9 protein-coding genes are annotated in these 12,766 nt (G+C 72.2%); 3 read left to right on the forward strand and 6 right to left on the reverse strand.

The window, feature by feature from the left end; translation table 11 throughout:
* Nucleotides 1-110 precede the first annotated feature (110 nt).
* Both AC3ET4_RS06315 and AC3ET4_RS06320 read right to left on the reverse strand, forming a co-directional pair.
* The gene (locus AC3ET4_RS06315; protein WP_431946790.1) at nucleotides 111-932 is read right to left on the reverse strand and encodes an MBL fold metallo-hydrolase; all 822 of its coding nucleotides are present in this window, start codon (nucleotides 930-932) and stop codon (nucleotides 111-113) included.
* 517 nt (nucleotides 933-1,449) lie between these two features.
* Complete coding sequence (locus tag AC3ET4_RS06320; protein WP_431946791.1) at nucleotides 1,450-2,769, reverse strand: epoxide hydrolase family protein; 1,320 nt, start codon at nucleotides 2,767-2,769, stop codon at nucleotides 1,450-1,452.
* A gap of 287 nt (nucleotides 2,770-3,056) precedes the next feature.
* Between AC3ET4_RS06320 and AC3ET4_RS06325 the strand changes: the two genes are divergently transcribed.
* On the forward strand, nucleotides 3,057-3,494 hold the full coding sequence (locus tag AC3ET4_RS06325) for a TIGR03618 family F420-dependent PPOX class oxidoreductase (protein ID WP_431946793.1): 438 nt from the start codon (nucleotides 3,057-3,059) through the stop codon (nucleotides 3,492-3,494).
* 143 nt (nucleotides 3,495-3,637) lie between these two features.
* A complete protein-coding gene (locus AC3ET4_RS06330) occupies nucleotides 3,638-4,552 on the forward strand; it encodes an NAD-dependent protein deacetylase (RefSeq protein ID WP_431946795.1) in 915 nt (304 codons plus the stop codon).
* Nucleotides 4,553-4,677: 125 nt separating this feature from the next.
* Here AC3ET4_RS06330 and AC3ET4_RS06335 read toward each other — a convergent pair whose 3' ends face one another.
* The 4 genes from AC3ET4_RS06335 to AC3ET4_RS06350 form a co-directional block, all read right to left on the reverse strand.
* Nucleotides 4,678-8,400 (reverse strand): S8 family serine peptidase, encoded by a 3,723-nt coding sequence (locus AC3ET4_RS06335; RefSeq protein WP_431946797.1) that lies wholly within the window; start codon nucleotides 8,398-8,400, stop codon nucleotides 4,678-4,680.
* 409 nt (nucleotides 8,401-8,809) lie between these two features.
* On the reverse strand, nucleotides 8,810-9,391 hold the full coding sequence (locus AC3ET4_RS06340; RefSeq protein WP_431946799.1) for a hypothetical protein: 582 nt from the start codon (nucleotides 9,389-9,391) through the stop codon (nucleotides 8,810-8,812).
* The gene (locus AC3ET4_RS06345) at nucleotides 9,388-11,028 is read right to left on the reverse strand and encodes an ATP-binding protein (RefSeq protein WP_431946801.1); all 1,641 of its coding nucleotides are present in this window, start codon (nucleotides 11,026-11,028) and stop codon (nucleotides 9,388-9,390) included. The genes AC3ET4_RS06340 and AC3ET4_RS06345 overlap by 4 nt, the downstream gene beginning before the upstream one ends.
* Nucleotides 11,025-11,705, reverse strand: a complete 681-nt coding sequence (locus tag AC3ET4_RS06350; protein ID WP_431946803.1) for a response regulator — start codon at nucleotides 11,703-11,705, stop codon at nucleotides 11,025-11,027. Before AC3ET4_RS06350 ends, AC3ET4_RS06345 begins: the two co-directional genes overlap by 4 nt.
* 189 nt (nucleotides 11,706-11,894) lie before the next feature.
* Between AC3ET4_RS06350 and AC3ET4_RS06355 the strand changes: the two genes are divergently transcribed.
* Complete coding sequence (locus AC3ET4_RS06355) at nucleotides 11,895-12,746, forward strand: DUF3152 domain-containing protein (RefSeq protein ID WP_431946805.1); 852 nt, start codon at nucleotides 11,895-11,897, stop codon at nucleotides 12,744-12,746.
* Nucleotides 12,747-12,766: the final 20 nt, after the last annotated feature.

Genomic DNA, 12,766 nt, shown 5'->3' on the forward strand with positions numbered 1-12,766 from the left:
TCCGCGGGAAGCCTCGTCGGCGGGCTCGCCCCCCTGGGTGACCCGCGATGGTGACGTCGCCTCGCCCGCGTCGCCCGCCGCCCCTGCCGCGCCCGCCTCGCCCGTCGCGGTCAGCGCGTGGCGACGGGTCGGCCCAGGTCGATCCACTCGCCGTTGCCCGCCGTGCGCAGGCGCCGGGCGAGACCGGCGTCGTCGAAGGCCCGCTCGATGTCGGAGCGGCCCTCGCTGAAGTGCGCCCATCCGTCGCAGTGAGCGGCCACCACCACCGGCGACCCCAGCACCGCGGCGGCGGCGCTGGCCCGCTGCGCGGTGAGCGTCAGCGGTCGGCCGCGCATCTTCGACGGCACGCGCGCGGCGCCCACGAACAGCACGGCCACGTCGACGGGCGGCATGCGGCGGGCGACCTCCGCCACCACGGCGAGTGAGGCGTTGTCACCGCTGACGTAGACGGTGGGGAGTCCGTCACCGGACAGGACGAAGCCGGTGACCTCGCAGTTCACATGGCCCTGCTCGTCGCGCTCCCCGTCGTCGGGGCCGTGCTGGGCGGGGACCGCGTGGACGGCGACGGTGCCGCCGGAGGGACGGGGGATCTCCACGCTCTCCCAGAGCGGCAGCGCCTGGGCCGGGGGGCCCAGACGCCGTGCTGCGGCGGGGCCGGTCAGCACCAGGGGCGTACCGAGGGCGAAGGCGCGGCCCCGCGTGTCCAGGTTGTCGGGGTGGAGGTCGTGGCTGACCAGGACGGCGTCCACCCGTCCGAGGTCGTCCTCCGCGGCCGCGGGTCCCGCGGTCTTGGTGAGGTATCCGTGCTCGCCCGGGTCGTCGAAGGTGGGATCGGCCACCAGGCGCAGCCCGCCGATGTCGATCACCGTGGTGGGTCCCCCGAGGACGCTGACCGCCCCCGGGTGGCGGGCGGGAGTGACCCGATCGTTCATGACGGCACCTTTCCGGTGGGGATGTCCCACCGTACCCGCTGACGCCGGTCCTGCCGTCCGTCGCCGCGTTCCGTCGCGCGGCCCCCACCGGCAGGCGCCCCGCGGCGGCGGCTGCCGCCCCGTCAGGGGCCGTGCGCCCTCGGACGCCGGGGTCGGCGACGGCCGGTGCGGCCGTCGGCACCCGGCGGAGCGGCAGGCCCGGCGAGCGGCTGGACCGAAGCGGTCGCTCGTCGCGGGTGACGGCAAATCAAACTACTTGCCCGTAATTTCCTTCAATGTTCTACTACTAATTGCACGGGCAAGCACCGCGGTGTGGGGACGCCCCTTGCCCGGAACATGGGGACGCGGCCTTGCGGTGATGAGCCACCGCGAGGCCGCACATGGCATGCCGTGCGGAGCCCGTTCTGTCGCGGCCCGTCACAGCACCTCGAGCAGGCGCTCGGCCAGTCGGACGGCGAAGGCCCGGTACCGCCCGGTTGCGCGCCTTCCCGGAGACGGGGGCCGCTTCGCTCCTGCGCTACTTGCCCGGCGTTCCGGAATCGCGCAGGGCCGAGAACGCGGCGCGCAGTTCCCTGGTGAAGATGCCGGGGACCTCCCAGGCCGCGAAGTGCCCGCCGCGAGGCGCCCTGTTGAAGTAGACGAGGTCGTGGTAGGCCCGTTCCGCCCAGCTGAGCGGTGCCTGGTAGATCTCGCCGGGGAACACCGTGATGGCCGCGGGGATCGACACCGACACGGCGTTGAAGTTGTTCGCGTTGTTCTCCCAGTACAGGCGTGAGGAGGAGACCGCGGTGTCGGTCAGCCAGTAGAGGCTGATGTCGTCGAGGATCTCGTCCTTGGTGAGCACTCGAAGCGGGTCGCCGTCGCTGTCGGTCCACGCGGCGATCTTGTCGTACATCCAGGCGGCCAGACCGGCGGGGGAGTCCGTCAGCCCGTAGCCCTCGGTCTGCGGGCGGGTGACCATCATCGCCGAGTAGCCCGAGCCCCTCTGGTAGAAGGCGTTGAGCTTGTCGTACGCGGCCTTCTCCTCCTTGGACAGGCCGCGTGGCGCCGGGTCCTGGCACTGCAGCTTCTCGGCGATGTCCGGGGGGACGGTGGCCGGCATGGTGACGTGGATGCCGATCAGGCCGGGAGGCTTCTGCGCCGCCATCTTGTCCGACACCACCGCGCCCCAGTCGCCGCCCTGCGAGACATAGCGGTCGTACCCCAGGCGCCGCATCAGCACCGCCCAGGCGCGGGCGATGCGATCGGGGTTCCAGCCGGTGGTGGTGGGCCGCTCGGAGAAGCCGTAGCCGGGCATCGAGGGGATGACGAGGTGGAACGCGTCCCGCGCGCGGCCGCCATGGGCGGTGGGATCGCTGAGCGGGCCGATGACCTTGAGGAATTCCAAGACCGAGCCGGGCCAGCCGTGGGTAAGGATCATCGGCAGGGCGTCCTGGTGGCGGGACCGTACGTGGATGAAATGGATGTCGAGCCCGTCGATCCTGGTCTTGTACTGCGGCAGCGAATTGAGCTTCCCCTCGATCTTCCGCCAGTCGTAGTCCTTCGCCCAGTAGCGCATGAGGTCGTGCATCGTGCCCAGTCGGACGCCCTGAGACCCGTCGCGGACGGTCTCACGGTCGGGCCAGCGCGTCGCATCGACGCGGCGGCGAAGCTCGGCGAGATCCGCTTCCGGGATGTCGATGTGGAAAGGCCGAACGCCGGCGTCGTCCGCCGCCGCCATCGCCGTCTCCGACCTGCGCGATGCCAAGCCGAAGGCCCCCGTGGTCGCGGCGGTCGTCACGGCGGCGGAGGAGAGCAGAATCTTTCGCCTGGAAAGCACATTGGAAAAGCCGGGCATGTCAGATCTCCGGTCGTCCCGATGATGGTGGGCAGTCCCGTGCCGCCTCCCTCATGGGCGTCGACGGACATGCCGCTCGGAATCGCCGCATGTCGAGGGAGCGCGGCGAGACGAGACGCTATGAGGCCTTTCCTGCCCCTGCAACTCGTCAGCGCGGGCCGGTACCCCGCGGCCCCTGGCGCCGCCGAGTGCTGACGCCGCCGACGTGTCATCGTGGTTCTCACGACGCTGCGGGCACGCGCGGGTCACCTCGCGCGGCCCGCGCCCGAGACGGCAGGGGAGACCGAGTGGCATCGTTGCGCGACTTCGCGGAGCTCGCCCGCACCGAGCAGGGCCTCGGCGTGGTGTCGACGCTCCGCGCCGACCGGAGCATCCAGTCCTCCGTGGTCAACCTCGGGGTCATGGGGCATCCGCTCGCCGATGGCGAGGTGGTGGCGTTCGTGACGTACGGCAGGGTCAAGCTCGGCAACCTCAGGGAGCGCCCGCGGCTCGCCGCCTGTGTGCGCTCCGGGTGGCGCTGGGTGACGGTGGAGGGCGCGGCCGGGATCATCGGCCCCGATGACCCGCACCCGGCGTTCGACGCGGACAGGACCCGCCTGCTGCTCCGCGAGATCTTCACCGCGGCGGGCGGCACCCATGACGACTGGGACGAGTACGACAGGGTCATGGCCGCGGACCGCCGGGCGGCCGTCCTGGTGCGCCCCGAGAGGGTCTACGGCGTCTGAACGCGTCCGCCGCCGCGCTCTGCCGGACCGCGACCGCGGACGGGGCACGCCGACGCCGCGGTCACGGCTCGGCCGGTGCGCGGGGCGGTGCGCTCGACGCAGGGTGACGCGGGGCACGGTGGGCTGTTGCGTACCCTTGCGGCATGCGCATGCGCCCCACATTGAGCTGGACGCCCACCGAGGACCTGCCGCCGGGCACCGCGGACGTCGGTCCCGTCGCCGAGGCGCTGGACGGCGGCGGTGTGCTCGTGCTCAGCGGGGCGGGCATCTCCACCGAGTCCGGCATCCCCGACTACCGGGGCGAGGGCGGCAGCCTGAGCCGGCACACCCCGATGACCTACCAGGACTTCGTCGGCGGCGCCCAGGCCCGGCGGCGCTACTGGGCCCGCAGCCACCTCGGGTGGCGTACCTTCGGCCGCGCCCGCCCCAACGCCGGGCACCGGGCGGTGGCCGCCTTCGAACGGCACGGACTGCTCAAGGGAGTGATCACCCAGAACGTCGACGGTCTGCACCAGGCCGCCGGCAGCGAGGGCGTCGTGGAGCTCCACGGGAGCCTGGCCAGGGTCGTCTGCCTCACCTGCGGCGCCCTCACCTCGCGCGGCGAAGTCGCCCGGCGGCTGGAGGAGGCCAACGCCGGCTTCGAGCCGGTGGCGGCGGGGATCAACCCCGACGGGGACGCCGACCTCACCGACGAGCAGGTCGGCGACTTCCTTGTCGTGCCCTGCGCGGTCTGCGGCGGCGTCCTCAAGCCGGACGTGGTGTTCTTCGGCGAGTCCGTGCCGCCCCGGCGGGTCGAGCACTGCCGCGAACTGGTCCGTGGGGCGACCGCGCTGCTCGTCCTCGGCTCCTCCCTGACGGTGATGTCCGGGCTGCGCTTCGTCCGGCAGGCGGCCGAGGCGGGGAAGCCGGTGCTGATCGTCAACCGGGACGAGACCCGCGGCGACCGCTACGCCCTCAGCCGGGTCGCGCTCCCGCTGGGGGCCGCCCTCACCGCCGTGGCCGACCGGCTGGGCGTCCCCCTCGACGGCCAGGAGGCTGGGGCCCCGGCGAACCGGTGACGGCGGGCCGGGGCCGTGCCGGGTGGGTGCGGCGCGAGCACGGGGCCGGTCCGTCCGCGGTCGTTCGCCGCCGACGGACCGGCCCACTGCTGCACGGATGCCCGGGGCCCTGAGAGGGCCCCGTCTCAGCGCAGGCCGAAGGCCCGGATCACCGTCTGGTGCACGGCGTTGCCCGCCGAGTCCTTCGCGGTCGCACGCAGTGAGACGAAGGACGCCTTGTGCGGGGCGTCCAGGCGGAAGCGGCCGTCCGCGCCGCCGCCGGCGGCCTTGTGCCAGGTCCGGCCGTCGTCGTAGGAGAGCTCCAGGCCGGCCTTTCCGATCGTGCCGGTGAGCCCGGCGCCCCACAGGTGGGCGGCGGTGACGGACAGGGCGTCGTGCCGTCCCGCGCGTCCCGCGGCGTCCGTGCCGACCCGGTAGTCGAGCTGCAGCAGCGGCAGAACTCCGGTGGCGGCGTCGGTCGGCGCCTCCGAGACGAAGTCCCACTCGGTGCGTGTCCGCGTGGAGTACGGGGTGTAGTCCACGTTCCGCTCACTGGTGACGACCAGCCTGTACGGCAGCTTGCCGGCGCTCGGCGCGTCGCCGAAGACGTTCGTGAAGTTCCCTTGTGCCAGTTGGGTGGCGCCCTGGTACAGGGTCTGCTGCTGGGTACCGGCCGGGTCCTGGTTCCACCCGACGTGGTTGCCGCCGCCCCAGCCCGGGATGTCGATGTACATCTGGTCGCCCTTGCGGGAGGGCGGGACGTTGTTGAAGAAGGTGTCGTTGAGGAAGGGGCGCTGGATCGGCTTGAACCACTCCTCGGACTGCCTGCTGCCGGCCCGGTAGGCGGTCCTGGCACCCTCCTCGAAGCCCACCGATTCGGCGTTCACTTGCTGGTGCCAGCTGACGCCGTCGGTCGACACCCAGTCGGTCCGCTTCCCGTTCGCGGGCTCCGGCATGAGGGGGCCGGAGGTCCAGTCGACGCCGTCGAGCCACTCGTAGCGGAACTCGCTGCCGGGTACGTCCCGCTTGGGGCTCGCGAAGGTGACGTCGATCCGGGCCAGGTTCTTCGCGTCGCCCTTGACCGTCATCTTCGACGGGATCTCGTTGTGCCAGACGTGCGCGAGGTCGTAGACGTACGGGCTCGCGGTCTCGGATTCGACGGTGATCGCGGTCTGGCCGGCCTCGACCTGCCGGATCAGCTGCTCGCCTTCGTCGGCGCCGAGCAGACCGACGTCGAGAGCGACGGCCCGCTGGCCCCATGGCGCGTAGGAGCGCAGCGGACGGCCGTACCCGTTCTCCACCACCAGCATGAGCTTCGCGCCGGCGGCGATCGCGTGTGCCGCCTGGTCGATGTCGCTGACCTCGTCGCTGTGCCGGACCACCACGGCCTTGCCGCGGGCGTCGAGGTGGGCGTAGTCCGCGCTTGAGCCCTGGCCCGCGAGGACCAGCGGCAGTTCGTGGGTTCCCCTGGCCAGCGGGGTGACGCCCTCCTGGCGGAGGATGCCGGTGAACTCGGTCGAGCGGGTGGACACCGCCAGCGCCGGCTTCTCGCTGCGCCAACGGGCCGTCAGCTGGAAGTCCCCGTGGGTGACCTTGCGGCTGGTGGGCTGCGCCCAGATGCTGTCGTAGTACACGCCGTCGGCGGACAGACCCGACCTGACGCCGTTCATCACGCGGTTGTAACCCAGCTTCTGGAACGTCACGTCACTGCGCTGCGGGGTGGTCATCTCGATGCGCTTGGCCTTGGACGCGTCGAACGTGACCGTGGCGTCGTGGTCCAGCATGACGTCGGGGTCGCCCAGCAGGGCCAGGCCCTTGGAACGGGGACCGCCGGCGCCCTGAACCTCCTGGTAGGAGAGCACCGAGTACAGGTCGTCAGGCAGGAACAGCTCCTCGGTGCCCGAGGGTCCGACGGACAGGATGAAAGGGTTCGTGTCGCCGGCCCGGAGCAGCCAGAAGTCGCCGGACGTGGGATTGCCCTCGGAGTCCTTGAACCTCAGGGTCAGTTTGTGCATCGTGGCGAAGCCGAGGGCGACGGCGGTGTGCGCCACGGGCCTGCCGACCGTGTCGGTCGCGATGATCCGGCCCGAGTAGTGGTTCCCGGAGGTGCCCGCGGCTCCGTCGATCGTCACCGTGACCTCGGCGGTGCCGTGTGCGGGCACGACCACGTGGGAGGCCGACAGGCGGAACATCCCGTCCGGGGCCTGCGCCGCGTCGACGGACAGGGTGAGCGAGACCGGCGTGGCGGTCATGTTGGTGTAGGCCACCGGGCGCGAAGTGGCGCCGCCCCCGGCCTGGGCCGCGTAGGCGGTGGCCGAGGCGAAGACTCCGGCCTGTGCTGCCGCCGCGACGTCCAGCCGGCCGCTCCCCGCCTCGAAGGCGTCGTATGCCGGGGTCTGCCGGGAGCTGCTGGCCAGCAGGTCCTTCAACTGCGCACCGCTGAGGTCCGGGTGGGCCGCGGCGAGCAGGGCGGCGGCGCCCGCGACGTGCGGGGTGGCCATGGAGGTGCCGCTCATCGACTGGTAGGCGCCCTGGCCGTTGCCGGTGAATCGGGAGTTGGCCGCGAGGATGTCGACGCCGGGGGCGGTGATCTCCGGCTTCAGCGCGCCGTCGATGCGGGGGCCCCGGCTCGAGAAGGACGCGAGGGAGTCGGCGGAGTCGACCGCGCCCACGGTGAGCGCGGACGTGGCCGTTCCCGGTGCGCCGACGGTGCCCGGACCTCCCACGTTGCCCGCGGCGACCACGAACAGCGCGCCGGTCTGGGCGCTCAGCCGGTCGATGGCCTGGCTTATCGGGTCGGTCCCGTCGGACGGCTGGTCGGTGCCGAGGCTCATGTTGATGATCTTGGCGTGCTGGTCGAGGGCCGCCCACTCCATGCCGGCGAGCGCATAGGAGATGTTTCCGCCGCCGGAGTTGTCGAGCACCTTGCCCACGTGCAGCCGGGCGCCCGGCGCGACGCCCTTCTCCTTGCCGCCGGAGGCCGCACCGGTGCCGGCGATGATCGAGGCGACGTGGGTGCCGTGCCCGGCATAGTCGTCGGTGTTCTCGTCCGGCACGAAGCTCTGCCGGCTGACGATGCGGTCCGCCAGGTCCGGGTGGCCCGCGTCGACGCCGGTGTCGAGGACGGCGACGTCCACGCCCTCGCCGGTGTCACCGCCCTGCCAGACCTGCGGGGCGCCTATCTGCGCGGTGCTGTCGGCGAGGTCGGCGCGGATGGGCGCGTCGAGCCAGATGTGCGCGATGCCGCCGCCGAAGGACGGCCGGGTGTTCCGGGCCCTGGCGCCGTCCCCTGTGGCCGTCCCGGCCACGGACTTCCAGAAGTCGTCCGCGCGCGAGCGGTCCGCGGTCAGGGCCGCGCCCTGGATGCTGTCGAGATTCCGCACCCTGGTCGCGCCAACGGGAACGGCGGACGCGCGACGCGCGGCACCGGCCTGCGTGTAGGAGACGATCAGCGGCAGCCGGTCGCTGTGCGCGTCGTCGTACCCGTCCGCTACGAGGTCGGTGATGTTGAACAGCTCCCGGTCCAGGGCGCCTTGGGCCAGGTAGGGCAGCACGGACACGGGGTAGACGTACAGGTCGTCGCCCGCCGTGACGATGCGGGTCGGCGTCGGCAGCCCGTCGGCGCCGCGCACGGTGACGGTGCCGCCGGACCGCCCCAGCCCTCGCGCCGCCTGACGGGTGCGCACCACGTCGCCGGTGATCAGCGTGACGGAGTGCTCGCCGGCGGGCACCTCGGCCGCGGCGGAGGCGGGCGGGGGAGCGGGAGTGCCGGAAGAGGTCGCGGCTCGCGCCGTGACAGGGTTCACGAGGGCGAGCACGGAGGCTCCGGCGATGGCCGGGACGCTCCAGCGTCTCAGGTGTCTGTTCAAGGTGTCCCCGGTAAGGGTCCGGGCAGAGGGCGATCGACCTCTGCCGTTCAAGGGCGCCGGCCGTTGTGGATCGGCACGCCTGGGCCGGGTGATCATATGGACGTTTCACATCGCTGTGAAGAGTCATGTTTTTGTGGTGAACCTTGGGGCAACGACGCGAGCCGGTCCAGCCGGCGGCACTGGGGGAGATTCGCGCCCGCCGGAGTCGTCGCGCGCGTTCGGGCCTGCGACTGCGGCCGGTTGAGCCGTGCCCGGTGGCCCCGTGACCGCCGCCCCCTGGGAGTACCGAGGGTGCGTGCAGCGCCTGTCGCGTGACACCCCTGCCGCGAGCGACTTCGCCGCAGCCATGGCGGTTCCGCGTCCCAGGCGCGTGCGCGAGGCGGAAAGCCGTCCTTCCTCGATCGGGCGGCTACGCGTCGGGGCAGGAGTCGGCCGTCCGCGTTCTCGTCCAACCGTCGCCGATCACCTTGACGCCGCTGTACGTCAGGAAGCCCCCCTTGCCGGCGGGCGGCTTGGGCTTCACTTCGGCGCCGCCGCCCCCCGACGAGCGCGCGGCGAGTGAGCTGCCCACCGCGGACACCGTGCAGGCGAGCTGCAGCATGGCCGGATCCGTGAGCGGCGTGACGCCTTCGGGCAGCAGCACCAAGACCGTGCCGTCGGACTCCGTCGACACCTTCGGCCCGTACGTCACCACGGGCAGTTCCGTGGTGACCTTCTTCGCGGTCTCGTCGTGGTTGGGTCCGCCGAAGAGCATGTCGACGGCGCCTTCGAGGTTCCCGGGCTCGGTGGTGTCGCGCGCGTGGGCGATCAACCGGCCGTCCCGCAGGAAGTAGAGATAGACGGTTCCCAGCTCCGCGGTCCGCGAGCGGGGAGGCACACCGCGCGCCGCCTCGCCCGCCTCGATGACGCCGGACGGGGGGACCCCGCAGGCCGTCAGCGTCGTCGCGGCGGTCAGCCCCGTCACGAGCGCCGCCAGCCGCGCCCGCTTCACCGGGCACTCCCGCCGGCACCGGCGCCGCCGCCGACGGTGTGCTCACCGGTTGCCGCGGCGGCGGAGTCGCGGTGCAGCGGGAGTTCGACCGTGAACACCGCGCCGCCCCAGGGCAGGTTGGCCGCAGCGACCCGGCCGCCGTGCAGGCGCACGTTCTCCGCCGTGATGGCCAGGCCCAGCCCGCTGCTCTCGCTCCTGGTGCGCGAGCTGCTCGCCTTGTAGAAGCGTTCGAAGATGTGCGGCATGGCTTCCTCGGCTATCCCCGGCCCGTTGTCGGACACCTCGATGACGGCCCACGCCGCGCCCGCGGGCTCCTCCCGCATGCTCATGCCCAGCCGCACCGGCGGCTCCCCGTGCCGCAGGGCGTTGCCGACCAGATTGGCGAGCACCACGTCGAGCCGGCGAGGATCGACCCGCGCCCGGAGCGCGCCGGGCGCGGGCAGGCGGGTCTCCACCCGGCCCTGCCACCCCCGGGCGGCCAGGGTGTGCTGCGCGAAGTCCGCCAGGTCGATCTCGTCGACGTTGAGTTCGGCCGCGCCCGCGTCGAACCGGGAGATCTCCATCAGGTCGTTCACCAGCACGCTCAGTCGGCTGGTCCCCTCGCTGATGAGCCGCAGCGCCTCGCCGGTCTCCCGGTCCAGCCGCAGCGCGTTCTCGTCCAGGACGTCGGTGACCGCCGACATCGCCGCCAGCGGCGTGCGCAGTTCGTGGGAGACGTCCGCGACGAAGCGGCGTGCCTGGGCCTCCATGCGGCGCAACTCCGCGACCGACCGTTCGAGCGCTGCCGCCGTGTGGTTGAAGGACTGCGAGAGGTCGGCCAGTTCGTCGGATCCGTTGACGGCCAGACGGACGTCGAGGTGTCCCTCGGCCATCCGGCGCGTCGCCCCGCGCAGGGCCCGCACCGGACGGAGCACGCCGCTCGCGGCCACCAGCGCCAGGACGACGGCCAGGGCCAGCGCGACCAGTGTGGCGTGCTCGATGGCGCTGACCATCGCCTTGACATAGGCCTGTTCGGTATCCTGCGGCACGACCAGGTACATCACGAGCCCGGAGAAGCCGAATTGCTTCCCGCCGTCGTCGTAGGTGACCGGCATTCCGACGACGAGCCAGGGGCGCCCGCCGTCGTTCACCCGCTGGAACACCGCGGCGCGCTTGGTCGCCACGGACCGGCGCAGTTCCGGGGTGAGCTTGTCGAAGTCGGTACTCGGCGCGGAGGCGCGGAGGCTGCCGTACGTCGCCAGGACCCGCCACCCCTGCGACTGGTTGGAGCTGAGCACCTGGCTCACCGCAGCGTCCAGGTCCGACTGGTCCGGCGGCAGGGGGATCGTGGGCGCCTGGTCGTTGACGCCGGCCCGGAACTGCCGGATCACGGCGTCCTGGCTCTGCTGCAGCACCCCCGTGCGGGCCTCGCGGAAGGTCACGGCTCCGGTGCTCAGGGCGCCGGCCATGGTCACCAGGACGAAGGCCACGACCAGACGGAAGCGCAGGCCGCGCAGCGGGAGCGGGAGTTTCGCCAGTGCCGCCCGGTGGAAGCGCCTCCACCCGGGGCGGTGCCCGGGCTGATCGTGCCGCTCGGCCGCGACGTCCTCCCACCCGCGTGAGGACCTGCGCGACCGTACGGTTCCACGGCGGCTCACGTGGTCCCGAAGCGGTAGCCGAAGCCGCGGACGGTCTGGACGTACCGGGGGGCGCCGCCGAGCTTGCCGCGCAGTCGCTTCACACAGGCGTCCACGAGCCGGATGTCGCCGTAGTAGCTGTGCTCCCAGACCGCCTCCAGCAGCTGCTGGCGGCTGAAGACCTGTCCGGGCGAGGCCGACAGGGTCAGCAGCAGCCGCAGTTCGGAGGGGGCGAGTGCCACGTTCTCACCCCGGTGCGTCACCACGAGCCCGGCGCGGTCGATCATCAGCTCCCCGTGCGACTCCGCCCGGGGCCGGACGGTGTCGGGGGCCGACGCGTCGTGCCTGCGCAGTACGGCGCGTATGCGTGCGTCCAGGACCCGCGCCTGCACCGGCTTGACGACGTAGTCGTCCGCGCCGGCCTCCAGCCCCACGACGACGTCGATGTCGTCGCCCTTCGCGGTGACCATGATGATCGGCACCTGGTCCCGCTCACGTATGCGCCGGCACACGTCGAGACCGGATATCCCCGGCAGCATGAGGTCGAGGACGACGACGTCCGGACGGAAGGGGTGGAGCTGTCGCAGCCCGTCTTCGCCCGTGGGGGCGGCGAAGACCTCGTGCCCTTGGTGGCGCAGTCCCAGTTGGACGGCCTTACGGATATCTGGGTCGTCTTCGACAATAAGGACTCGTGGCACCTCGCCAGTCTAAGCAGGCGAGGATCGGCGACCGGCCCGGACGGGGGCCCTCCCGCGAGCTGTTACAGAAGGGTCATACGCGGGGTGCGCGGCTGACTTCCCGTGCGTAGGCTGCCGCAAGGGGCTCGTTATCCGTTCGTTATTGCGCTGCCTCACGGCGATCATTTGAGATGACCAGCTTGGGTTGCCATGCACGCTACCCACCGCGCCGGACGCCACCGCTCCTCCCGTCGCAGACGCCGTCAGCGCCGCCGGGGCCGGAGCTACCTGGTCGGCGCGCTGGTGCTCACCGGACTCCTCGGGTCCGTGGCGTTCTTCCTGGGCGACGGGCGCGGCGAGGCCGACAGTGGTGCGGGGCAGGCGCGGGGTGCGGTGCCCGTCACCTCCCCGCCGACACGCACCCCGACACCGACACCCACGCCCACGCCGACGCCCACCGTGAAACCGACGCCGACGAAGATCGATGTGCCCGCGACGGGAAGCGGCTCGTTCGTCACCGCGCAGGCGAGCGGCGAGAAGGTCGGCCGGGGTCCGCGTCCGCTCCGGTATGTGGTGAAGGTCGAGACCGGTCTGGACATCTCACCCGACCAGGCGGCCGCCGAGATCGCCGACATCCTCGCCGCCGCCCGGGGCTGGAGCCGCAACCCGGCTTTCGCGTTCCAGCTCGTCGGGGCCGGACAGCCGCATGACCTCACGTTCCGGATCGCGACCCCGGGGACAGCGGACGCCCTGTGCTGGGAAGGCATCCACCAGGACACCCAGGGCGAGTACAACTGCGAGGTCCCCGGCGGCGTCGTGGTGAACCTCAAGCGCTGGGTCGAGGGCTCGCCCATGTTCGACGGACCGATCCACGACTACCGGGCGCTGATCATCAACCACGAGATGGGGCACTTCCTGCAGTACACGCACTCGACCTGCGCCGGCCCCGGACAGCTGGCCCCGGTGATGATGCAGCAGATCAAGGGCCTGCACGGATGCGTCGCCAACGCCTGGCCCTACGACAAGAAGGGGCGCTTCGTGACCGGGCCGCACGTGCCGTGAAGCACGCCCACCGGGTCGGG

The sequence above is a fragment of the Actinacidiphila sp. bgisy167 genome, assembly GCF_057707665.1.